We start from the raw sequence: 23,834 nt of genomic DNA, 5'->3' as shown, positions 1-23,834 counted from the left end.
TTTCTTTTGAGTTGGAACGAATCCCTGTAAATCTACAAATTTTTGAAAGCAATTCACAACTGCGGATAGTGCCGAACCTAAATCTATCGAGTTGGAACGAATCCCTGTAAATCTACAAATTTTTGAAAGCAATTCACAACTAAGAAGATAAATGGATAAAGAACAAGAGAGTTGGAACGAATCCCTGTAAATCTACAAATTTTTGAAAGCAATTCACAACTAAAGACAAAATGGAACAGCTACAAAAAATGTTGGAACGAATCCCTGTAAATCTACAAATTTTTGAAAGCAATTCACAACCGCCTGTATTTTTTGTATTTCAAACTTCATGTTGGAACGAATCCCTGTAAATCTACAAATTTTTGAAAGCAATTCACAACGGTTGGCTGTGTGAGCCTATACTCGCCCATGTTGGAACGAATCCCTGTAAATCTACAAATTTTTGAAAGCAATTCACAACAGCAATTAGACTTTGTATTATTTCTAAACCGTTGGAACGAATCCCTGTAAATCTACAAATTTTTGAAAGCAATTCACAACAGATCATTAAGCTGTGTCATTGTTAAGTGTGTTGGAACGAATCCCTGTAAATCTACAAATTTTTGAAAGCAATTCACAACTATAGATGTCGAAATACATCAGTTTCGGTAGTTGGAACGAATCCCTGTAAATCTACAAATTTTTGAAAGCAATTCACAACATCTCAACGTTAGAGCTTTGCTGGTCACTTGTTGGAACGAATCCCTGTAAATCTACAAATTTTTGAAAGCAATTCACAACATAATATAACCGTATTCGTCGGATTTGACTGTTGGAACGAATCCCTGTAAATCTACAAATTTTTGAAAGCAATTCACAACCTGTTCTTGGGAAAGCTTTTAGACCTAGATGTTGGAACGAATCCCTGTAAATCTACAAATTTTTGAAAGCAATTCACAACTATCTTCATGACTGGACCATACGGCAGCCAGTTGGAACGAATCCCTGTAAATCTACAAATTTTTGAAAGCAATTCACAACAATAGTTTCGCTGTTGAAGTCGGTTGTACCGTTGGAACGAATCCCTGTAAATCTACAAATTTTTGAAAGCAATTCACAACTCAGCAACCACGCTCATAACTGTTAGTATGGTTGGAACGAATCCCTGTAAATCTACAAATTTTTGAAAGCAATTCACAACGACGCTTCCTAATAGGTTACCTCCTGCTCCGTTGGAACGAATCCCTGTAAATCTACAAATTTTTGAAAGCAATTCACAACTAGGCACTCTAGCTGGACGTGGAGCGCTAAGTTGGAACGAATCCCTGTAAATCTACAAATTTTTGAAAGCAATTCACAACTTATTTTTTTCGCGTCTTTTTTGAATTTAGTTGGAACGAATCCCTGTAAATCTACAAATTTTTGAAAGCAATTCACAACTAAAATGTTAATCATGAAATTCAATTGGAGGTTGGAACGAATCCCTGTAAATCTACAAATTTTTGAAAGCAATTCACAACGTATTGCCATGCCATTTGTGTACGTCTGCAGTTGGAACGAATCCCTGTAAATCTACAAATTTTTGAAAGCAATTCACAACTATCTTCATGAGTTGACCATACGGCAGCCAGTTGGAACGAATCCCTGTAAATCTACAAATTTTTGAAAGCAATTCACAACTTGGTTGAAATTGCGAATGCTATCTGCAGCGTTGGAACGAATCCCTGTAAATCTACAAATTTTTGAAAGCAATTCACAACGGTGTCATTACTGTAGTGCTCATGATTCCTGTTGGAACGAATCCCTGTAAATCTACAAATTTTTGAAAGCAATTCACAACGGCGGATTTGAGTTGAACACGCAGAATATTGTTGGAACGAATCCCTGTAAATCTTCAAATTTTTGAAAGCAATTCACAACTTTGCGTTTTGCATCCACGTCTTTAACCTTGTTGGAACGAATCCCTGTAAATCTACAAATTTTTGAAAGCAATTCACAACTACCTCGCCGAAAGGGCAGAGAATTTAAAAGTTGGAACGAATCCCTGTAAATCTACAAATTTTTGAAAGCAATTCACAACAAAAACTGATTTCAACCCGCCAACCCGCCAGTTGGAACGAATCCCTGTAAATCTACAAATTTTTGAAAGCAATTCACAACGCCATTGTGCGCATTGCTTGTACTACTCCTGTTGGAACGAATCCCTGTAAATCTACAAATTTTTGAAAGCAATTCACAACTACCCAAATGGGCATTATAAAATATTAAAGGTTGGAACGAATCCCTGTAAATCTACAAATTTTTGAAAGCAATTCACAACAGGATCGTACAACGACGAACAGTTATTAATGTTGGAACGAATCCCTGTAAATCTACAAATTTTTGAAAGCAATTCACAACACTCCGTTAACTTTCATTTACCCAGTCTTTGTTGGAACGAATCCCTGTAAATCTACAAATTTTTGAAAGCAATTCACAACTAGCGCTTGAAAGGTAATTGACCCTATTCCGTTGGAACGAATCCCTGTAAATCTACAAATTTTTGAAAGCAATTCACAACGGTATCAGGACGCAAACGGAAATTATGTTAGTTGGAACGAATCCCTGTAAATCTACAAATTTTTGAAAGCAATTCACAACTAAAGCCTGGGTATCTGAGGATTCTAACGGTTGGAACGAATCCCTGTAAAACTACAAATTTCTGAAAGCAATTCACAACTACCCACCCAAAGAAACATGGAAGATGGATGTTGGAACGAATCCCTGTAAAACTACAAATTTCTGAAAGCAATTCACAACTAAGGAAACCGAGGATAGTATCAAGCCATTGTTGGAACGAATCCCTGTAAAACTACAAATTTCTGAAAGCAATTCACAACCTGTCGCTTGGTTGTATTCCTTCTGATTTTGTTGGAACGAATCCCTGTAAAACTACAAATTTCTGAAAGCAATTCACAACGAATTGCAATTTGAACTTTAAGGGAAAGTGCTGCTAGTAGCCTTAAAACTCGATTTTAACCATTTAAGTGATTACGTTTACGCCGAACCGGTTTACGTATACGGCAAACATAATTACCTATACGGTAAACCTAATTACTTATGCAGTAAACGTAATTGCCTATACGACAAACGTAATAACCTATACGGCAAACGTAATTACCTATACGACAAACGTAATAACCTATACGGCAAACCTAATTACTTATACGACAAACGTAATAACCTATACGGCAAACCTAATTACTTATACGACAAACGTATTAACCTATACGGCAAACGTAATAACCTATACGACAAACATAAATACGTATACGGCAAACGTAGTAACCTATACGGTAAACGTAATTACTTATGCAGTAAACGTAATTACCTATGCGGTAAACCTTATTACTTATGCAGTAAACGTAATTACCTATGCGGTAAACCTTATTACTTATGCGGTAAACGTAATTACCTATGCGGTAAACCTAATTACCTATACGGCAAACCTAATTACTTATACGGCAAACATAATCACCTATACGACAACCGGAACTACTTATGGCGTAAACGTAAATACTTATACGGCGTATTTTACGGGTTTATTGTTCCTGTTTTTTCTTAAAGAGATTGGTGATAAATTTAATAAATAAAGGAGCCATAGATATCACACAAATCAGCAGCAGTACAATACTGTAATTTTCTTGTACGATGGGCAGATTTCCGAAAAAGTATCCCAGTAAGAGCAGTGATACTATCCACAAGGCTCCTCCTGCGAGGTTGTATAGCATAAAACGCTTTTTATCCATAGAGGAAGCGCCGGCAACAAATGGGGCATAGGTTCGTATAAATGGAACAAACCGCGCTATGATAAGCGTACTACCACCGTATTTATCAAAGAACGCCCTGGTTTTTATCAGGTGCTTTTCATTAAATATTCTAGACTCTTTGTTAAACACTTTTAGTCCGAGATAATGTCCTATTCTATAATTCACGTTGTCGCCCAAAACAGCAGCGACAAACAGTAAAATAGCGAGGTATACCACATTCATACTACCGGTAGCACAGAGCATTCCGGCGGTAAATAAAAGAGAATCGCCCGGCAGAAAAGGCATCACTACCAAACCGGTTTCCACAAAAATAATTAGAAAGAGAATGAGATATATCCATATTCCGTATTCGTCGATAATCCATATTAAATATTTGTCGATATGTATGATAAAATCCAAGATTATTTCCAGTAGTTCCATATTGATGTCAACCTAATTGTTAAATAAGGCCTTGTGCCTGTAAAATGAAATTTTTATATGTGGTAAAAGTCGCTGTGTGCTTATGGATGGGATCTGAATACCATACAAAGCTAAAGGGTAAGCACAGTGGATTACGCCGTAGATATAGGAATAAAGAAGTCTAATGGTATCGATACAAAATGTAGATATCACTGTTCTCTTCTTTGAGTGATAAGCCTAAATTTACAGCCGATCTAAACAGTTACCAAAAATTGTGAAAGGGAAATATAATATCAGATTTTCGATCTAAATACGTAAAGCAAATCGATAAATTCCGGCTTTGTTTGAAAATAGCTCTAATGCTATTTCCTTCTATAAAAGATATAACTGAAAGTCCGCCAAAATTTTTATATTTTGAATTGACAGAAGAAGTATTTCGCGCCGATTTTGAATTTTTTGCATTGATATTACAATAGGGAATATCTCTGAGGTTAACCTCAGAATAGCGCTCCCCGTCATGCTGATATACAGGGTCTGTAAACTGAGAGCTCATAGTCTCCTTACCGGCTAATGCCAGACTGCAAATAGCAGACAGAAAAATAATCCCTGTAATTTTAAGCGTTCGTATCACCTCGCAAAAGTAGTAAATAAAAGCATTTTTAATCGATGAAATGAGTGTTTCAAATTAGAGAAAAGCCGCTGTAAGCATTGTGTGGCCTTTTAACTGATAATTTTAACAAACTAATAACTTGTTCTTAAGAAATATACTTTCCGAATTCTACTAAATCTAACATTTAAGTGCCTGTTTGTGGGGCTGAGATTTATATATTTGTGTAGTAGTAGATATTTCTTACTGAGAATGGGGGTGTCTGCTTTTTAATCAATCGACTTAAAATGATGAAACAGCTTGTATTTTTATTTTTATTAATTTCTTCAGGGGTATTAATGGCTCAAGATACTCCTCTTAAACAGAAGGAATATCAGTTGGGTGCACAGCGCACCGTGCCGGAAGGTTATGTGTCTTTAAACAAAGAAGCGGTATACACCGGTGTAGAGGGCTATTACTATAGTTGGGATATCGATTTTATCTATCTGCACGGCAAGAGTACCGGAGCAAACCTGATGGTTCCTACCAACGATGCCGGACTGAGAGCATTCTCAAAATCTTTGCTCGCCAAGGTGTCTGCATGGAAACAAAGAAATGACGGAACTTTTATCAAATTGGATCAGAAGGATGCTAAAACGGTATTCGACGGTGTAAATTCATTGGAGACTTTAAAAGAACTTTTTAATGTGAGTCGTAATAATACAGTGTACAACGACAGTCACGACCCTTTGCTGCAAGGGCCGGGAGGACGGTTGACTAAACTAGAAGTAGGGGATGTGGTCTTGTTTAAATCGAAGGCCAGAGACAGCTATGCCATTGGCTATATATCCGATATTGAAAATCCGGGTACTCGAGGAACGCTTACATTAGTATTAAAGTATAAGTCATAAATTATGATATCATTTGAAAAATTAGGAAAGACCGTTGTATTTTCCGGTCTATTGGTGGGTAGCGCACTGTTTAATAAACTCTGCGCACAAGACAATCAGCCGCTCGATTATTTAATTGAAAACGCCTGGGTTTTCGACGGAAGTGGAGGTGATTCGCTACAGCTCGATGTTGGAGTGCGGGGTGAACGCATCGTCTTTGTAGGCGATTTTAAAAATCAGTTTGCGGTTGACAGAAAAATTGATGCTAGCGGATTGTACTTATCTCCCGGTTTTATAGATCCTCATACACATCACACTGCCCGACTGAATAGCAGCAAGGCGAAAACCCGAGCGGTATTGCGCTGCCTTACTCAAGGGGTTACCACCGTTTTTGTAGGTAGTGATGGAGGCGGACCCCTGCCTTTAGGACCTATGTTCGACAAATGGGACGAGCAGGGAATCGGGATAAATGCTGCTTCATTTGTTCCGCACAGTACACTGCGTAGGGAAATAGTAGGCTATGATGATGTTTTGGCGACTCCGGAACAATTGGAACGCATGAAAAATCTGGTCGACCTAGCTATGCAGGAAGGGGGATTCGGATTGTCTACCGGACTTTTTTATACTCCTGCCTTTTTTGCAAATACCGAAGAGGTGATCGAATTGGCTAAAGTAGCGGCCAAATACGGAGGGATATACGATACACACCAACGAGATGAAGGAGCACAAAACATTGGAGTGCGCAAGTCTGTAGAAGAGGTTATTGAGATAGGAGAAAAAGCAGGTATACCTGTTCACTTTTCTCATATCAAAGTAGATGGTCCTGAGCTGTGGGGTATGAGTAAGGAGATTATTGAAGTTATTGAAGCTGCACAGTCTAGAGGTGTTAAAGTGACGGCGAATCAGTATCCTTATTTGGCATCGCGTACCAGCTTGAGCGCTGCCCTGGTGCCCAGCTGGGCAAGAGATGGAGGAAGTTCCGCCATGCGAAATCGTTTTAAAGATCCAGATACCCGTGCCCAAATTGTAAAAGAGGTAAAAGAAACTATAAAGATTAGAACCGGTAAAGCCGATGGCTTGTATTTGTCTATTCCCTCCGACGATTTCTTAAACGGTAAAAACATAGCCGAAATAGCAAAGGAATGGAAACTCTCTCCGGAAGAAACAGTGGTTCGCATACTGGAAAAAAAGAGCCCTATGGTTCACTCTTTTAGCATGTCTGACGAAGATGTAAACCGCTTTATGAAACAGCCCTGGGTGATGACCGGATCTGATGGAGGTGGAGGTCACCCAAGAGCCTTTGGTAGCTATGCCAAATTGCTGAGCGAATACGCTATTAAAAAAGGGGTTATATCCCTTTCGAGAGCCATACAGCGCTCTAGTGGACAAACAGCAGAAACCTTTAAAATTAAAGACAGAGGTTTTGTAAAAGAAGGCTACTATGCCGATTTGGTACTCTTCGATCCCAAAGAAATTAAAGATAATGCCGACTATGTCAAGGCTGAACAATACCCCTCCGGAATTCCCTATGTTTTTGTCAATGGAACACTGAGCATAGATCAAGGGAAATACACCGGAAAACTAGCCGGAAAAGCCTTGAGGTTTAAAGAGGAAACAAAATAGCTAAATTCCTTTAGGAATAATCATATCCCTGTGGGGATGTTGCACTGCAACATCCCCATTTTTTTATTGAGATCCCTTCTCCTTAACCCCAACATCCTACAATAATTCCCCCTAAAACAAACCGATTGTCAAAGCTGTTTATAATGTTTTTGTTTACAGTATTCTTGTGATGATATCTACAGTGGTGATATGGTATGATGGAATGAGATGTAAATTATATTCTCTTATAATTGAATAAAAACCTTTCTTATTTTATAGGAATTTTTTGTATTTTTAAATTAAATCTGAATTGGCATAAAATGCATTTTTGATTTAATAAATGGTATGTCTGCTAAATTTAAAAATAAATACAAAGGTATATCCATCCGACTTAAGGGATATGACTATGGGGAAAATGGTGCCTATTTTATCACTATCTGCACGCGCCATCGGGTTCATTATTTTAGGAAAATTGTCAATGCTAAAATGCAATTAAACCAATTGGGACAATTGGCTGAGGCATATTGGGAAGACATTCCCAATCATTTCCCATTTGTGACATTGGGGGCATTTGTGATAATGCCCAATCATCTGCATGGTATTTTGATTATCGATAGAAAATCAAATGATATTCCTGCTGTTGGAACATTGCATTGCCCTGTGGAAATTGTGGGGGTTGTGGGGGGTGTGGGGGGTGTTGGAATTGTTTGGGATTGTTGGAATTGTTGGGGTTGTTGGGGATTGTGGGGGTGTTGGGGATTGTTAGGATTTCGGGAATTGTGGGGGTTGTTGGGGGTTGTTGGAAATTGTTTGGGATTGTTGGAATTGTTGGGGTTGTTGGGGATTGTTGGGGGTTGTTTGGGATTGTTTGGAATTGTTGGGGATTGTGGGGGTTGTTGGAATTGTTTGGGATTGTTGGGGATTGTTGGGGGTTGTTTGGGATTGTTTGGGGTTGTTTGGGAATTGTTGGGGATTGTTGGAGGTTGTTGGGAATTGTTGGGATTGTTGGGATTGTGGAGGTTGTTGGAAATTTTTGGGGATTGTTGGGGGTTGTTTGGGATTGTGGGGGTTGTTGGAATTGTTTGGGATTGTTGGAATTGTTGGGGTTGTTTGGGATTGTCGAGGGATTGTTGGGGATTGTTGGGGGTTGTTTGGGATTGTGGGAATTGTGGGGACGTTGCACTGCAACGTCCCTACCTGTGGAAATTTTAAATTTTAAAAGGAACTTTTATTTATTTTAGCCCGTCAAAAGAAAAATAGGGGTTATGGGCATACCGGAAAAGCTGTATAGAGATAATATTTTGGGATATGAAGCCGAGCTTGGGGATACAAGAAAGCGATTGCGACTCCTCAGTGTGTTGAGATTGCTGGTATTTGCACTGACGGCCGCATCGGTTTACATCTTATCGCCCGATGTGATTATTATGGCAATCGTAGCTTTGACGGGGATAGTGCTGTTTCTGTTTTTGGTGGTGAGAAACAGTCGTTTTGAAGAGAAGAAGAATAAGCTGGAGGAATTAATAAAACTAAATCACACCGAATTAAGCGTACTTCAAGGTGATTTTAAGGATTTACCCAACGGGGCGGAATTTATAGATCCGTTACATCCTTATAGCAACGATGTAGATCTGTTCGGGGCTCGTTCTTTTTTTCAGTATCTCAACCGAACCGGATTGGCATCGGGTAAATTAGTGTTGGCATCGTGGTTAACAGCAAATAATACACATCGCATTTCGGAAAGGCAGGAGGCGGTAAGAGAATTGGCCGAAAAAACAGATTTCAGGCAGGAGTTTACCGCCACTGCTCGTATGCTCAAAGTTAAGACTCCGGCAGAGGAGGTGAAGAGGTGGATAGACAATTACACTGCCTTTATACCAACTGCTATGCGCTGGCTACCCACTGCTTTTTCGATAGTATCGATAGTGTTGATTATATTGTTTTTTGCCGGGATACTATCCGGAACTTGGATACTGTTGTATTATATGACCGGTTTGTTTGTGACAGGTTTTAGACTAAAGAAAATCAATCAATTTGCTCAACATACAGCAAGGGTACAGGATTTCTTCTCGAGGTATCAGCAACTTTTAGATATGTTGGAAAAGGAGACTTTTTCATCTGAAGAATTGGTCACCCTGTGCAGACCTATTGCTACACCGGGGGAAAATGCTTCCCCATTGCTGCGGCAACTGGTAAGGGCTATTGATGCCTTCGACCAGAGGAATAATCTCATTATCGCATTGTTGGGCAACGGATTTTTTTTGTGGGACCTGCGGCAGTGCTACCGTATAGAACAATGGATACTGACTCATCGCAATCAGGTAGGGCGGTGGTTCGATACGGTTAATGCTGTAGATGCATATAACAGTTTGGGGAATTTTGCGTTCAATCACCCGCATTATGTATTTCCAGATATCACGGAAAGCGAGGTGGTGCTTCGAACTACAGGTGCTGTGCATCCGTTGATTCCTGCCGATAAAGCTGTTCGCAATGATTATACGATTGAACGCGACAATTTCTTTATTATTACCGGTGCCAATATGGCGGGGAAAAGTACTTTTTTACGCACCGTATCCCTACAACTTATAATGGGTAATGCCGGACTCCCAGTATGTGCTGAGACTTGCTTGTACTCGCCGGTAAAACTGATTACCAGTATGCGTGCGATCGATTCACTTTCAGATGAGGCATCCTATTTTTTCGCAGAGTTGAGTCGCCTGAAGTATATTGTAGATATACTACAAAGTGAAGACCATCGGTATTTTGTGGTGCTGGACGAGATACTAAAAGGAACCAATAGTACAGACAAAGCCATAGGGTCGCGTAAGTTTGTGGAAAAACTCGTAGCTCTAGGGGCTACCGGTATTATCGCTACTCACGACTTGAGCCTTTGCGAGGTAGCCGAGATATTGCCACAGGTGAGTAACTACTACTTCGATGCAGAGATTACAAACGACGAGCTTCATTTCGACTACCGCTTTAAAAAGGGAATCTGTCAGAATATGAATGCCTCTTTTCTGTTGAAGAAAATGCAGATTGTTGATTAGTTGATTAGTTCTTTCGCTACCCTAAGTCTCCCCAAAAAATATCTGAACTCCCTGAAATCCGGTATTTCCGGTAGTTCCCTTTTGATATATATTTACAGGGTATTCCTGAAAGCGGTGATAAAGTTTTATTGTATTTGGAATACTTAAAACAAATATGCTATGAAAAAGCTTTTTTTGTATATCTGGATTCCTTTTACGCTCTATTTTGTCTTTGTGCATCCGGCTATTATTTACTACAATGTAAATACAAATGTAGATTTGGCAGGGAGGGATGGGAAAACGGCGTTGATGTATCTGGGACTGAGTTTATTGTTGTGGGGAGGTATATTGCTCGTCACACTTTTTCAGATTTATAAAAATTCGTTTGTAGCGCGTAAAAATGTGGAATACCTGCTACAAAAAGGAGTGAGGATCGATGCGAAAGTCTTGGAGGCAAAGCAGCTGAAATCTTTAGCAAAAGAGATGGTGAAGAGGGAAGTACTTCTCGAATTTAGAAACCTCAGAGGTGAAGAGATACAGTATAAAATGCAGCTCAACGACAGCGGACCCGGACTCAATCGCTATGTGCCGGGGAATCATATTTTTTTAAGAGTCGATCCGGAGTATTCAAAACACCCTTATGTTGTTTTGGAAGGAGTAAAGACTAAGATCAACTACGGGTTGTTTGTAGTTTGGGGGGTGTTTGCCTTAGGTATAATTGGGTGGTATTATTACTGTTATATCAATGAGAGTGCGGGTTACGGATGGCGTTTTATATCTTGGGAGCATCCGTTGATTACCTCTGCGGCTATGTTTTTGCTGTTTGGTTTTATATTTAAAGCCATTAGTTCGTCTGTGTTTAGGCGAAATGGAAGGGCTTCGGATAAATTATATTTCCTCGGACTAAAAGCGCGTGCCAAGGTTTTCGATATTTCGCAGACGGGTACTTATATCAACGAACAGCCCGAGGTGAAGTTCGATTTGGAATTTAAAGATGAAAGGGGTACAGTTCACCAAACAAGTATTAAAAAAATAGTCTCCCTTATCGAAATCGGAAAACTGGAAGTAGGGGAAAGGGATATTTTTTACCTTCCGGAGGATCCGCATCGGGTGGTATTTTCAAACGAAAAAACGAATGGAGCATTATGAGAGTAAACACTGTGTTTAAATGGATGTGCTGTTGTCTGGTATTCGGATCGTTGTGGTCTTGTGAGCAGCTTTCACAAACGATAAGAGAAACACTACAGGAAGAAGACAATAAGCAGCAAGAGCTAGTATTGTCCAAAGAAGAGGCAATAGAGGAAGAGGAGAAGTCCACTTTAAACGACACGGAAAAGGAGGTGGACACTCCTACAGAAAGCGATATTTCCAACGATCGGGAAATAGCCGAAGTGGAAAGTGATCAAAGTCCTACTCCTGAACCCGAGCCAGAGCCAGAGCCTAAGCCTAAACCTAAACCTAAACCTAAGCCTAAGCTGCCTCTTACCTCCGACAAGAAAGCTTTGGAGGCGGCAGAAACTGCACTTCGCAACCTACCCAAGTTTAAAGGTAAGGAGATTAGAGCTTATAATTCTGTTTATTATTATGAGGACGGACGTATTATGTTGGGCATAATCGATCCGGATCATCCGGATCAGGTAGATACTTATATCTACAAAAACGGAAAGTGGTTACCGCCTGAGATGGTGGTTATTACACGTCGTGATGATGTAGAGGGCAGTAGTGTGCCTCTCAGTAGAGTTTCGTTTGTCAACGCTAACAATGTATATCAGACCCTGGTTGAAAAAGCCGAAGAAGTCGGGGCAATAGATGTGAATTATACCTTTAGGGTGCGGATAAGAGGTGGACAGCTTCGCTGGTATACCCCCGATTTAAAAACCGGAAGAAAAGCTTATGCCATGATGTTTAACGACAATGGTACACTGAAAGAATTTATTGAGTTATAGAAGTCCTGCTCCTCCTTTAACTGATATAATTCCAAATATTTTTCTTTTGGCTGATTTTGGCGTACGTATGCCTTATGGGAAGGTTTTCTTCTGAAGCTAGCGAAGGGTCGTCGCGGAGCAGTTGCTGTGCGTATTGTCTCGCCAGTTTTAAGATTTGATTGTCTTTTACGATATCGGCAATATTTAAGTGAAGTATTCCGCTTTGCTGGGTACCCATAATATCTCCCGGGCCTCGAAGTTTTAGGTCGGCTTCGGCTATCTCAAAGCCGTCGTTGGTACGCGTCATAGTCTCCAGTCGGGTTTTGGAGTCGGTTGAGAGTTTGTGACCAGTCATAAGTATACAATAACTCTGCTCTGCACCGCGTCCTACACGACCTCTTAGCTGGTGCAGTTGTGAGAGTCCGAAGCGCTCGGCACTTTCTATAATCATCACAGAGGCATTGGGCACGTTTACACCAACTTCTATTACCGTAGTAGCTACCATAATCTGAGTTTCACCCTTGGCAAATCGCTCCATCTCATAATCTTTGTCGGCCGCCTTCATCTGTCCGTGAACAATAGAAATCTGATATTGCGGTTTTGGAAATTCTCGTTCTATACTGGCATAGCCGTCCATCAGATCTTTATAATCCATTTTCTCCGACTCCTGAATGAGCGGATACACCACATACACCTGTCTGCCTTTGGTTATCTCTTCGCGCATAAAAGCAAATACTTTAAGCCTATTGCTGTCGTATCGGTGTACGGTTTTTATAGGCTTCCGGCCTGGGGGGAGTTCATCGATCACCGAAATATCGAGATCGCCATAAAGGCTCATAGCCAGTGTGCGCGGTATGGGCGTAGCGGTCATAACCAGTATATGTGGCGGGGTAGTATTTTTATGCCACAGCTTGGCGCGTTGGGCTACTCCAAACCGGTGTTGCTCGTCGATAATGGCGAGTCCGAGATTGTGAAAACGCACCTTGTCTTCCAGAACAGCATGAGTACCGGCAAGGATGTGCAGACTGCCATTTTCTAATGCTTCGTGTATCTCTTTTCGCTCTGAAGTCTTGGTTGAACCCGTTAGTAGTTTAATGTTTATTCCCAGTGGTTTAATCAATTCTAAAATTCCATTGAAATGCTGAGTAGCCAAAATCTCGGTAGGTGCTACTATACAGGCTTGAAATCCGTTGTCTATGGCGAGGAGTATTGACATCAGCGCGACGATGGTTTTTCCGGAACCCACATCGCCCTGCAAGAGACGATTCATCTGCGCTCCGGTTCCCATATCGTGACGAATTTCTCGGATTACCCGTTTTTGTGCTCCGGTGAGATCGAAGGGGAGGTGATGGTCGTAAAAATCCTTAAAAAGTTCGCCAACCCTGTCAAATACAAAACCCTTAATTTTCTGTTTGTTCAGAAGGTTTCGCATCAATAACTGTAGTTGAATAAAAAACAGCTCTTCAAATTTGAGTCGAAACTGTGCCTTGGCTAGTAGCTCTTGACTTTTTGGAAAGTGAATATTGAACATCGCCTCTCGCTTGGATAGCAATTGGAGCTGATGTATTAGTGGTTCCGACAGCGTTTCTGCAAAGCGTCCGCCGGTTTCTATAAACAGCTGTTGTATTATCTTGCTGATTATCCTATTGCTCACTCCCTTATTGGCCAGTTTTTCGGTAGAAGGGTATACCGGCTGCATGGCGGTGCGCAGATTTTGCTCGTGTTCCGACAGCAATTCCATTTCCGGATGAGGCATAGAGAATACACTTCCATAGCGGTTGCACTTTCCGAAAATCACATAGGGCACATTGATTTTGATACTTTCCTTTATCCATTTGTGTCCCCTGAACCACACCAGTTCCATCTCTCCTGTATCGTCTCTGAAGGTGGCTACCAGTCTTTTCCCTCGTTTCTGTTCTACCATTTTAAGGTGTACGACCTTGCCTACAATTTGCACTTCCGACGAATTGTCTTGTAATTGCCTTATTTTGTAGTAAGCGGTACGGTCTATATAGCGGTTTGGAAAGAGCTGGATAAGATCGCCGTAGGTGTATATGCTTAGCTCTTTTCGAAGCAAATCGGCCCGACTGGGACCCACTCCCTTCAGATAATCGATAGGTGTTTGTAGTAGCTGAGCACTCATAAGAGCGAAGATAATCAGAAACTGTTTAAAATTAAACTCTTTATTGCAGGCTTGTATAATTTTGTACACAAATCCCTAAATCAGCTTAGCCATATCGTTTTCTGATCCAAAATGAGTTAATTGTACGAGGAAAAATTTTTGAATTGCTCCCGAATGTGTATTTTAGATGCTTATGTGTACCACTACTCTAAAAAACCAACTTTTTTACTGCGTGCTTCTGGTCTTTTCTATCTTGAAATTACCAGCACAACAATACCGCGATGTCGATTTTACCCGAGCCGAGGCTCAACTTAGTATAGATCCGTATAAAAGAGAAGTTTCAGGAACCGTGAGTTATGATTTCCAATTGCGCAAACAAGTAGATACTGTATACTTAGATGCGCGAAATATGAAGTTTGACAAGGTGGTACTTAACGGCAGTCCGGCACAGTATACCTACAACGGTCGTTATCTGGTGTTAAACGATAGTTTTGAGAATTTGTCGAAAAACAAGCTGGAACTGACCTATCGGGTTAATCCGGAAAAAGCGATGTATTTTATTGGATGGAACGACAGTAGCGGTATCGGAAAAAAACAGCTGTGGACACAGGGACAGGGGCGATATGCCAGTCATTGGATACCTACTATAGACGACAGAAATGAAAAGGTGGAATACGATCTGTGTATATGTTTTTTAAAAGGGTATAATGTTCTGGTTAATGGTGAGTTAAAAGATGTTAATGATAATGATACTTTAACCAAATGGTGCTATGATATGAAGCGTCCTATGAGCAGTTATCTATTGGCTATAGCTATAGGAAATTACCATAAGACTACTGCGGTATCGCGCGGAGGAGTACCGCTCGAATGTTATTTTTATCCAGATGATGAAGAGCTGGCAAAATATACCTACAAACACAGTACAACTATATTTAATCATCTGGAAGAGGAGATCGGAGTAAAATACCCTTGGCAAAACTACAAACAGGTTCCGGTACGTGATTTTCTTCACGCGGGAATGGAAAACACTACTTTAACGCTGTTTTCAGATAATTTTATGGTCGATTCTATCGGACTTAAAGATAGGGACTACTCCAATGTATGTGCTCATGAGATGGCTCATCAGTGGTTTGGCAATCTGGTTACCGCTCGCAGTGATACTCATCATTGGTTACAGGAAGGTTTTGCTACTTATTACGCTCTGTTGGCCGAACGAAAGCTATTGGGAGACGATTATTACTACTGGAAATTGTACCGCTCTGCCGAAATGCTTGCAGAACAGTCGGCCGAAGGTATGGGAGAAGCGGTGATGGATCCCAAGGCCAACAGTCTTACTTTTTATGAGAAAGGAGCGCTTGCACTTCACCGTTTGAGAGCGATAACAGGAGATGCTGCATTTAGAAAGGGGGTGAAGGATTATCTTCAAAAGCACGCTTACAGCAGTGTAGAGACCTCCGATTTTTTGGATGAGATTGCAGCGAGCTCGGGCAAAGACCTCACTGGCTTTTATCAAGTATGGCTTCAGGACAGCATTTTCCCTACCGAAGAGATAATGAGCGACTTGAGAAAAAACAAGTTTGTAGATACCTATATGCGATTGGTAGCTGGTGAGTTTTCTGAAAAAGAGGAAAACGCCTTGTTGGAAGCTGATGTGTATTACCCCGTAAAACAGTATATCATTGCTAAGAGAAATGCAGATACCGTAGATGTGGCGTGGAATAGAAAATTGTTTGCATCAGGCGATTTTCATCTCAGGCAGGTACTGGCTATGAGTTTGGAGCGTATTCCTCCGGACTTGAAGTCGGAATACGAAAGTCTGTTGCAAGACCATAGCTATATTACCGCAGAACAGAGTTTGTTTCGCCTGTGGCGAAATTTTAATGCAGATGCTCCACGCTATTTAGACCAGACAAAACAGCTGAGTGGTTTTAGAGATAAGAGCCTGAGAATACTTTGGCTCGCTCTTGCTATACTCACACCCACCTATCCCGATGTAGCTGAAAATAGAGAGGAGGCCAAAGCGAGATGGCGGAATGAATTGTTGGGGTACACTTCAGAAAACTACGCCTTTGAAGTGAGACGTAATGCTTTTGCCATCGCTTCACAGATTGGATTGTTTAAAGATAATGCTGCACTGAAAAACCTAGTCAATGCCTGTGTGCACCACGTCTGGAGTTTTGCCAGCACTTCGAGAAACACTTTGGTTAAATTGCTGAAGGAACAAGAGTATAAAGATCGATTGGAAGAACTTTTACCACAGTTGGAAGCTAAGGAGAGAAAATATTTAGAAAGTGTTTTGAAGTGAATTTTGTGATAAGGATTTTGTCCCGAGCATAGTCGAGGGATCTCTGGTCTTGACGATGAGCCGGTTAAAAACCATTAAACCAAAAGAACTAACAACTACGAACCAAAAAACTAAAAAACTAAAAAACTAATCTATGAAAGCCCTGGTGATTTCAGGAGGTGGGAGTAAAGGAGCCTTTGCAGGTGGTGTGGCTCAATATCTGATAGAGGATATGCGGAAAGACTACCAATTGTATCTCGGTACCTCTACGGGAAGTTTACTGGTGTCTCATCTCGCCCTGGAGAAGGTGGAAAAGATAAAAGAGGTGTATACTTCGGTAAACCAAAAGAGTATTTTTAGTCATAATCCTTTTCGGATAAAACAGAAGTATCAAGGGCAGCAAATCGCTATCAATCACTTGAATGTGTTGTACAATTTTTTGAGGGGTAGCAAGACTTTTGGCGAGAGCTATAATTTGAAATCTCTGATTAGAAACACACTGACTCCCGACGAATTTGAGAGACTTACGGAGTTGAATAAAGATATTGTGATTACGGTGTCCAACCTTTCTCTCAATCAGGTGGAGTACAAGTCGATCAACGATTTTGAATACGACGATTTTTGTGAATGGGTGTGGATATCCTGTAATTACATACCGTTTATGACGCTAGTTCGAAAGAATGGCTGTGAGTATGCCGACGGCGGACTTTCGACTATGGTGCCCATAGAAGAAGCTATACGGAGAGGAGCCAAAGAAATCGACGCCATTATATTGCACACCGAAGTAAATTATATGAACAGAATGCCTTCTCGAAACGCTTTCGATTTGATGACTACCATGTTCAACTATATGCTCGATCGTATAGAATACCAAAATATCAAGATCGGGAAGTTTGTCGCTTCACATCAGGGTGCAATTATTAATTTTTATTACACCCCTACGGTCTTAACCACAAATTCTCTTATCTTTAACAGAAATAAAATGACAAAATGGTGGCAGAACGGTTATGATTACGCCCGCTTGAAAAATCACAGCACTTCGGAGATACAGTGATTGTCCACTGTCATCCCGACGGTAGGCCTGTCCGCCGAAGGAGGAAGGAAGGAATCTCAGACCACAAACCACAAACAATAAACCACAATAAACTACAAACTAAACAACTAACCTATGAAAGCTCTGGTAATTTCAGGAGGGGGGAGTAAGGGTGCTTTTGCCGGTGGGGTAGCTCAATATCTACTTGAAAAGGAGAATAAAAAATACGATATGTTTCTCGGAACTTCTACCGGAAGTCTTCTCATTCCTCATTTGGCTGATAATAATGTTCCGAAAGTGTACGACATTTACACTTCTGTAACTCAGCGCAAGATATTTAGCAATAATCCTTTTGTAGTGAAAAAAAAGGACGGACGGGAGTATGTGTCTATCAATTATTTCAATGTGATATGGCAGCTTATAAAGGGAAAAAGAACTTTTGGAGAGAGTAAAAACCTCCGTAAGAATATCAGGCGCAACTTTACCAAGGCTGAATTTGAACGTTTGCGACAAGACAAGGAAGTGATAGTCACCGTGTCTAATCTCTCTAAGAACAGAGTGGAGTATAAATCGATCAAGGAGTGCAGTTACGAAGATTTTTGCGATTGGATATGGATATCTTGTAATTATATACCCTTTATGTCTTTGGCCAAAAAGGAAGGTTTTGAATACGCTGATGGCGGTCTTGGGTGTGTGGTCCCCATACGGGAGGCTATAAAGCGAGGAGCCACTGAGGTAGATGCTATTATTCTGGAAGCTGAAAATATGGAGTACAACAAGGTATTGGGTAAAAACCCATTTTCCCTTATGGTGAGTCTCTTTGGTTTTCTACTCGATCAAGTGGAGTTTCACGATATAGTAGAAGGCAAATTATCGGCCATAAACAAGAATGTGAAGCTAAACCTGTACTATACACCAACCAAGCTGACAGAGAATTCACTGGTGTTTAACAAAAAACTTATGGCCACGTGGTGGGAGCAGGGGTACGTCTATGCAGGAGAAAGAATTAAACAACAGCAAGAGGCTAAAGATCCTTCACCCAAGTAACCCTTCTCTTGTGCTGTTCGTTCTTTTCGTAGTGTTTCCACATAAGTTGCGCGGCGGTATTCTCTTCCAATTCGGGATTGCACTCTACAACATCTATATTTCTATTCTGAAATACCTTGGTGGTCTCTTTAAAAATAATAGAGGTAACCCCCTTGTTCTGAAAAGCCGGATCTATACCGATAAGGTATAGCGAAGCTTTTTTGCTCTTTTTCTGAGCTCTGAGAATATGGATAAAACCAAAGGGAAACAGGCGTCCGTTAGCTTTTTGAAGCGCCTCGGAAAAGGAGGGCATGGTGATAGAGAATGCGACCATCTTACCGTTTTCATCTACGATAAACTTGACGAAATCGGGATGTATAAACTTTAGGTATTTCTTTTTGTAAAGTTCGATTTGAGGTTTTTGAATAGGGATAAAAGACTGCAAATGCTTAAACGACTGGTTCATCAGTTCAAACATATCGTCGGCATAGGCGATCAATTCGGAAGACGATTTGAACTTTAGTACTTTGAGGTTGTAACGTTTGAGGATGATATCGGCAAATTTATTTATCTTTTCAGGTATTTTATCGGGTATGTAAATGCGGTATTCCACCCAAGCCGCTCCTTCTTTGAATCCCAGTTGCTTAAAGTGTTCGGGGTAATACGGATAGTTGTAAATGGTGGTCATATTGCTGATTTCGTCAAAGCCTCTTACCAGCATTCCCGCCTTGTCCATATTTGAAAATCCCACAGGGCCTTCTATGTATTCCAGTTGGAGTTCCTTGCCTTTTTCTTCAGCTTTTTTCAGTAGAGCAGCGGTTACTTCTACATCGTCTATAACGTCAAACCATCCGAAGCGAACTTTTCTCTTTTGCATTTCGTCAACTTCAAGGTGGTTGATTATCACAGCGATACGTCCTGCGATCACTCCGTCTTTATAGGCGAGGTACAGCTGAGCCTCTCCATTTTTATAGGCCGGGTTTTTGTCGGGGTCGAACGATTCCATTTCCTCGTCGATAAGGGGAGGTACCCAGTATGGAGATTTTTTGTAAAGTCTGAATGGAAATTTTACAAAGGCTTTTAGATCCTTTTTATTTTTTACTTCTTTAATTGTAATCATGATGGCTTAGTAGTTGATGTCGAAAGGATTGGACTTCTTTCTCTTCTTCCTCACCTTTTTTTGTTTGCGTTTGTCTTCTCTTGTCTTTTTGCCAGCCTTGTGGTGTAAAGTCTTTTTCTTCTCCTTCTTTTCGCTGTCTAATGTACCATTTTTATCTTCTTCTTGTATGGGTTGGGGGATAAGAAAGTCTTTGTGGTAGTCCAATCTGTACGACAGTCCGATTCCTCCAAACACTCTTGAAGGGGTATTTTTAGTATTGATACCTGCCGAGAGGTCTACTTGTATATTGCTGTTGATAAGTCTCGCACCACCAATGCGAAAGATACCGTCGCTATACGATGAGCTACTGTAACCCTGGTGTTCTACGAAAACCGAATAGCGGCCGTCGTAGAGCGCATGAGTAAGGGTAAGCGCATAGTTAAACAGTTCTTCATCACCCCCGAGGCGGTCGATAAAAAAGTTGGTGGTAAGCACCCATCTTCCTGCAAAATGACTTTGAGTAATGACTCCTGCCTTGACCGAAATACTTCCCGATTCGTTAGGAAAAAAAGGGTTATCTCCAATAAAGATATTGGTTCCCAAATATACTGAGACGGCAGGAATCAGGTCTCTAATATCAAAATTAGTGTGGTTTGCCCGCCAGCTGTACAGGTTGGGTTCGCGGGATTTAGGTTCAAAAATCAAGTATTTAGCACCTATGGTATTGTCGTAAAAATTGTGCTGGTTTAATGTATGTGGATCTTGACCGTCGTGTTGTGTAAACCGATCCCAGAGATAGGTACCCCTCCACGACAATTCCAATTTTTCTTCGAGCATCCCTACTCTCAAGGCGAAATCGGTACCAAATTGGCTGTTTTCGGTATTGAGTTTGTCGTGCTCTCTACGCTCGTAAAAACCGCCGATTTCTATCTGATATACTCCGTTTCCAGGAGCATAGGCACTCATAGACCTGCCGGGACGATCGGAATTGATAATATCGGTGTATTGAGCCTGTGTCGTCAAGCCTACACTAAGTAAAATTGTAGTGAAAATGTACTTTATTGAAGTGTTTCTCATGAGTTGTTTGTCAAAATATTGCCTCAGTTTAGCGCCTTTGTAGTTGAATACTACAGATCTGGATAGTGATAACGTCAATAGTTGGGGTTATGGTATAATATGCCATCACCAGTTTTTCTGTTTGAGAGATCTGTATATTATCTTCGGGATAATGGGCCAAATATATAGATTTTATTATTTTTTTATGAAATTGAAGGGGGTTTTAAGGCAATAGAATTGTATTTTTGACCTAGAATCAATATCGTGTTTTGAATGCAGTTACTGAGAACCATATTTGTTATAGTTATCGTTTACTATGTGATTCGGTTTTTGAGCCGGATTTTTGCCCCTGTGCTCATGCGTTATGCTGCTCAAAAAGCACAGGAAAGATATCAAGGGCAATATCGCAGAGATACTCGGGCAGACTACAGACAGCGTGAAGGAGAGGTGGTAATCGATAAGATGCCTGAGAATAAAACCAATCGAAAAGCACCTACATCTGGAAAAAAGATAGGAGAATACATTGATTTTGAAGAAGTAGACTAACTGAAACCAAATCTTTTTTATGCGCATTAAACCTATAGTTCTTCATCTGCTTGTACTCCTTGCTTTTGTCGTAATCTCTGTAGGATATTTTTCGCCCGTACTACAGGGGAAAAAGATATTTCAGAGCGATATTGTTCAGTTTAACGGTATGGCCAAGGAGCAGCGGGACTTTAAAAGGAATACCGGACAAGAAACATATTGGACCAACAGCGCTTTTGGAGGGATGCCTACCTACCAACTCGGAGCCAATTACCCACACGACTATATCAAAAAACTGGATCGACTTATACGCTTTTTGCCCAGGCCGGCCGATTATCTCTTTTTGTATTTTATAGCCTTTTACGTTTTGATGCTCGTGCTGAGGGTAGATTACAAACTTGCCTTTCTCGGGGCATTGGCTTTTGGGTTTTCTACCTACCTCATTGTTATACTCGGTGTAGGCCATAATGCCAAGGCTCATGCCATTGGGTATTTTCCTTTGGTACTATCGGGTATTATTTTGGCTTTTAGAAAGAAATATATAGCGGGCTTTTTACTCACCGCTTTTGCCATGGCTTTGGAAATCAGTGCCAATCACATACAGATGACCTATTACCTGATGCTATTGGTACTCGCTTTGGGAGTAGTATACCTGATAGACGCAGTGAAAAAAAAGGAGCTTCCCACATTTTTCAAGACCTGTGGTATATTGCTCGCTGCTGTAGTGCTTGGAGTGCTCACCAATGCGACCAATCTTATGGCTACTCGCGAATATGCCGAGTGGAGTACCCGAGGCAGCAGCGAACTTACGGTAAATCCGGACGGTTCGCCTAAACAGCAGTCGGCGGGATTGGACAAGGCCTATATCACGGAGTACAGCTACGGCATAGTCGAAACTCTAAACTTGTTTGTACCCCGTCTTTTCGGAGGTTCTAACGGGGAGAAACTGGGAGAAGATTCTGAAACATACCAGTTTTTAGTGCGCCGTGGAGTACCTAGGGTACAAGCCCTCGATTTTACCGACAACCTGCCTTCTTATTGGGGCAGCCAACCCATAGTTGCCGGTCCGGCTTATATAGGAGCAGTAGTGTTTTTTCTGTTTGTGCTGGCGATATTTTTGGTGAAAGGAAATACTAAAAAGTGGTTGATTGCAGGAGTACTGATGTCTCTATTGTTGTCGTGGGGTAAGAATTTCGGATTGCTCACCGATTTTATGATAGACTATTTCCCCATGTACAACAAGTTTAGAGCAGTATCTTCTATACAGGTAATTTTAGAGCTCTGTGTACCGGTATTGGCAGTGTTGGGTGTAGCTCGTTTTTTGGATGGCAATGTGTCTAAAGAAGAAAAGCTAAGAGCCTTGAAATGGGCTTCGGGTATAGTGTTGGGATTGGTAGTACTTCTGTTTTTAGGAAAGGGAGGTTTTGACTTTGTAGGAGTAAACGATCAAGCTTATCGGCAGTATTACGGCAGTGAGGTTGTAGATGCGATAAAAGCCGATAGAAAAGCCATGTACAACAGCGATTTGTTCAGATCTTTATTGTTCGTTTTGCTTTCGGCGGCTTTGCTGTGGGTAAGACTAAAAGGGGTGGCAAAACGTATACATATAGTGGCAGGGCTCACCGCGCTGTTGTTGATTGACCTAGCCGGAGTGGCTAAGCGCTATGTAAACAGTGACGATTTTGTACAGGCAAAGGCTATGGATATGCCTTTCCAAGCTACCGCAGCCGATCAGGAGATTATGAAGGATAGTTCGTATTTTAGAGTCTTCGAACCGGCTATAGGACTCAACGGAGCCCGTACTTCTTATTTTCACCATTCTCTTGGAGGATATCATGCGGCAAAGCCCGGAAGATTACAGGAGCTCTTTAACTATCAGATGACAAAGAATAATATGGAGGTGCTCCATATGCTCAATGTAAAATATATTATTCAGAAAAACCAAGAAGGTAAGGAGCAAGCGATACTAAACGAAGAGGCTGCAGGAAATGCCTGGTTTGTAAAAAGCTTAGTTGCCGCAGATGATGCCGACGGCGAAATGAATGCATTGGATACACTGCAAATTAAAAATACTGCGGTTTACGACAGCAAGGCTTTTGGAGATGTAATATCGGGAGAATCTTCGTATACAGTTGGTCCTGAAGCTTCGATAAAATTGGTGAGCTACAGCCCGGACAAGTTGGAATACCGTTCGGAAAATACAGATGACGGACTAGCAGTGTTCTCAGAGATGTACTATCCCTACGGATGGAAGGCAACCATAGACGGAGAGGAAGTACCTTTTATTAGAGTTAATTACACTTTAAGAGCGCTCGAGGTTCCGGCAGGTACACATACCATCACTTTTAGTTTCGATCCGGATGTGGTAAAAAGAGGAAGTATGTTTGCCTTGGCAGGCAATATAGTACTGTTTCTCGCCTTGGCGGGAGGAATCTTATACGGGATTAAAAAGAGAGAAAAGGAAGACTAGAGCGGG

16 protein-coding genes and 1 CRISPR repeat array are annotated in these 23,834 nt (G+C 41.0%); of the genes, 12 read left to right on the top strand and 4 right to left on the bottom strand.

All coding sequences use genetic code 11. The annotated features are described in order from the left end of the window. Positions 1–10 precede the first annotated feature (10 nt). A CRISPR array of direct repeats spans positions 11–2,938; the repeat unit is 50 nt; unit sequence GTTGGAACGAATCCCTGTAAATCTACAAATTTTTGAAAGCAATTCACAAC. Between the two features lie 67 nt (positions 2,939–3,005). Further along, complete coding sequence (locus ACYZZR_RS04880; RefSeq protein ID WP_461532880.1) at positions 3,006–3,611, top strand: hypothetical protein; 606 nt, start codon at positions 3,006–3,008, stop codon at positions 3,609–3,611. Here the strand turns inward: ACYZZR_RS04880 and ACYZZR_RS04875 are convergent. Next, positions 3,561–4,208 carry a VTT domain-containing protein gene (locus ACYZZR_RS04875; RefSeq protein ID WP_461532879.1) on the bottom strand — a complete coding sequence of 216 codons (648 nt, stop codon included), beginning with the start codon at positions 4,206–4,208 and terminating at the stop codon, positions 3,561–3,563. The genes ACYZZR_RS04880 and ACYZZR_RS04875 overlap by 51 nt on opposite strands. A gap of 873 nt (positions 4,209–5,081) precedes the next feature. On the opposite strand from ACYZZR_RS04875, the gene ACYZZR_RS04870 reads away from it, so the two are divergent. From ACYZZR_RS04870 to ACYZZR_RS04845, 6 genes are all read left to right on the top strand, one after another. Further along, positions 5,082–5,684 (top strand): hypothetical protein, encoded by a 603-nt coding sequence (locus ACYZZR_RS04870; RefSeq protein WP_461532878.1) that lies wholly within the window; start codon positions 5,082–5,084, stop codon positions 5,682–5,684. A gap of 3 nt (positions 5,685–5,687) precedes the next feature. After that, positions 5,688–7,286, top strand: coding sequence for an N-acyl-D-amino-acid deacylase family protein (locus tag ACYZZR_RS04865; protein ID WP_461532877.1), 1,599 nt, complete (start codon positions 5,688–5,690; stop codon positions 7,284–7,286). A gap of 324 nt (positions 7,287–7,610) precedes the next feature. Further along, a complete protein-coding gene (locus tag ACYZZR_RS04860; RefSeq protein ID WP_461532876.1) occupies positions 7,611–8,477 on the top strand; it encodes a transposase in 867 nt (288 codons plus the stop codon). A 53-nt stretch (positions 8,478–8,530) separates the two neighbouring features. Then, the gene (locus ACYZZR_RS04855) at positions 8,531–10,309 is read left to right on the top strand and encodes a MutS-related protein (protein ID WP_461532875.1); all 1,779 of its coding nucleotides are present in this window, start codon (positions 8,531–8,533) and stop codon (positions 10,307–10,309) included. A gap of 159 nt (positions 10,310–10,468) precedes the next feature. After that, a complete protein-coding gene (locus tag ACYZZR_RS04850; RefSeq protein ID WP_461532874.1) occupies positions 10,469–11,437 on the top strand; it encodes a hypothetical protein in 969 nt (322 codons plus the stop codon). Then, positions 11,434–12,234, top strand: a complete 801-nt coding sequence (locus tag ACYZZR_RS04845; protein ID WP_461532873.1) for a hypothetical protein — start codon at positions 11,434–11,436, stop codon at positions 12,232–12,234. Before ACYZZR_RS04850 ends, ACYZZR_RS04845 begins: the two co-directional genes overlap by 4 nt. Before the next feature lie 16 nt (positions 12,235–12,250). On the opposite strand, the gene recG is transcribed toward ACYZZR_RS04845, so the two are convergent. Then, the gene (recG, locus tag ACYZZR_RS04840) at positions 12,251–14,356 is read right to left on the bottom strand and encodes an ATP-dependent DNA helicase RecG (protein WP_461532883.1); all 2,106 of its coding nucleotides are present in this window, start codon (positions 14,354–14,356) and stop codon (positions 12,251–12,253) included. 232 nt (positions 14,357–14,588) lie between these two features. Between recG and ACYZZR_RS04835 the strand changes: the two genes are divergently transcribed. The 3 genes from ACYZZR_RS04835 to ACYZZR_RS04825 all read left to right on the top strand — a co-directional run bounded on the left by ACYZZR_RS04835 (position 14,589) and on the right by ACYZZR_RS04825 (position 18,699). After that, positions 14,589–16,640, top strand: a complete 2,052-nt coding sequence (locus tag ACYZZR_RS04835; RefSeq protein ID WP_461532872.1) for a M1 family metallopeptidase — start codon at positions 14,589–14,591, stop codon at positions 16,638–16,640. A gap of 133 nt (positions 16,641–16,773) precedes the next feature. Continuing rightward, positions 16,774–17,673 carry a patatin-like phospholipase family protein gene (locus ACYZZR_RS04830; protein ID WP_461532871.1) on the top strand — a complete coding sequence of 300 codons (900 nt, stop codon included), beginning with the start codon at positions 16,774–16,776 and terminating at the stop codon, positions 17,671–17,673. A gap of 114 nt (positions 17,674–17,787) precedes the next feature. Continuing rightward, the gene (locus tag ACYZZR_RS04825) at positions 17,788–18,699 is read left to right on the top strand and encodes a patatin-like phospholipase family protein (RefSeq protein WP_461532870.1); all 912 of its coding nucleotides are present in this window, start codon (positions 17,788–17,790) and stop codon (positions 18,697–18,699) included. Here the strand turns inward: ACYZZR_RS04825 and ACYZZR_RS04820 are convergent. Both ACYZZR_RS04820 and ACYZZR_RS04815 read right to left on the bottom strand, forming a co-directional pair. Then, complete coding sequence (locus ACYZZR_RS04820) at positions 18,677–19,798, bottom strand: GNAT family N-acetyltransferase (RefSeq protein WP_461532869.1); 1,122 nt, start codon at positions 19,796–19,798, stop codon at positions 18,677–18,679. The genes ACYZZR_RS04825 and ACYZZR_RS04820 overlap by 23 nt on opposite strands. Positions 19,799–19,804: 6 nt before the next feature. After that, on the bottom strand, positions 19,805–20,854 hold the full coding sequence (locus tag ACYZZR_RS04815; RefSeq protein ID WP_461532868.1) for a transporter: 1,050 nt from the start codon (positions 20,852–20,854) through the stop codon (positions 19,805–19,807). A gap of 252 nt (positions 20,855–21,106) precedes the next feature. On the opposite strand from ACYZZR_RS04815, the gene ACYZZR_RS04810 reads away from it, so the two are divergent. Both ACYZZR_RS04810 and ACYZZR_RS04805 read left to right on the top strand, forming a co-directional pair. Beyond that, positions 21,107–21,379 carry a DUF4834 family protein gene (locus ACYZZR_RS04810; RefSeq protein WP_461532867.1) on the top strand — a complete coding sequence of 91 codons (273 nt, stop codon included), beginning with the start codon at positions 21,107–21,109 and terminating at the stop codon, positions 21,377–21,379. Between the two features lie 25 nt (positions 21,380–21,404). Further along, positions 21,405–23,828, top strand: coding sequence for a YfhO family protein (locus ACYZZR_RS04805; RefSeq protein ID WP_461532882.1), 2,424 nt, complete (start codon positions 21,405–21,407; stop codon positions 23,826–23,828). The last annotated feature ends 6 nt before the right edge of the window (positions 23,829–23,834 follow it).

The sequence above is a fragment of the Sinomicrobium sp. genome (genome assembly GCA_029266035.1).
Classification (GTDB): domain Bacteria; phylum Bacteroidota; class Bacteroidia; order Flavobacteriales; family Flavobacteriaceae; genus Sinomicrobium.
The sequence above is the reverse complement of the archived record's forward strand: the minus strand, read 5'-3'. Positions and strand labels throughout refer to the sequence as shown.

Bases quoted from the DNA above. Each gene is read 5' to 3' on its own strand.
- ACYZZR_RS04875 (WP_461532879.1), bottom strand. From the start codon at position 4,208: ATGGAACTACTGGAAATAATCTTGGATTTTATCATACATATCGACAAA.
- ACYZZR_RS04870 (WP_461532878.1), top strand. From the start codon at position 5,082: ATGATGAAACAGCTTGTATTTTTATTTTTATTAATTTCTTCAGGGGTA.
- ACYZZR_RS04865 (WP_461532877.1), top strand. From the start codon at position 5,688: ATGATATCATTTGAAAAATTAGGAAAGACCGTTGTATTTTCCGGTCTA.
- ACYZZR_RS04860 (WP_461532876.1), top strand. From the start codon at position 7,611: ATGTCTGCTAAATTTAAAAATAAATACAAAGGTATATCCATCCGACTT.
- ACYZZR_RS04855 (WP_461532875.1), top strand. From the start codon at position 8,531: ATGGGCATACCGGAAAAGCTGTATAGAGATAATATTTTGGGATATGAA.
- ACYZZR_RS04850 (WP_461532874.1), top strand. From the start codon at position 10,469: ATGAAAAAGCTTTTTTTGTATATCTGGATTCCTTTTACGCTCTATTTT.
- ACYZZR_RS04845 (WP_461532873.1), top strand. From the start codon at position 11,434: ATGAGAGTAAACACTGTGTTTAAATGGATGTGCTGTTGTCTGGTATTC.
- recG (WP_461532883.1), bottom strand. From the start codon at position 14,356: ATGAGTGCTCAGCTACTACAAACACCTATCGATTATCTGAAGGGAGTG.
- ACYZZR_RS04830 (WP_461532871.1), top strand. From the start codon at position 16,774: ATGAAAGCCCTGGTGATTTCAGGAGGTGGGAGTAAAGGAGCCTTTGCA.
- ACYZZR_RS04825 (WP_461532870.1), top strand. From the start codon at position 17,788: ATGAAAGCTCTGGTAATTTCAGGAGGGGGGAGTAAGGGTGCTTTTGCC.
- ACYZZR_RS04820 (WP_461532869.1), bottom strand. From the start codon at position 19,798: ATGATTACAATTAAAGAAGTAAAAAATAAAAAGGATCTAAAAGCCTTT.
- ACYZZR_RS04815 (WP_461532868.1), bottom strand. From the start codon at position 20,854: ATGAGAAACACTTCAATAAAGTACATTTTCACTACAATTTTACTTAGT.
- ACYZZR_RS04810 (WP_461532867.1), top strand. From the start codon at position 21,107: ATGCAGTTACTGAGAACCATATTTGTTATAGTTATCGTTTACTATGTG.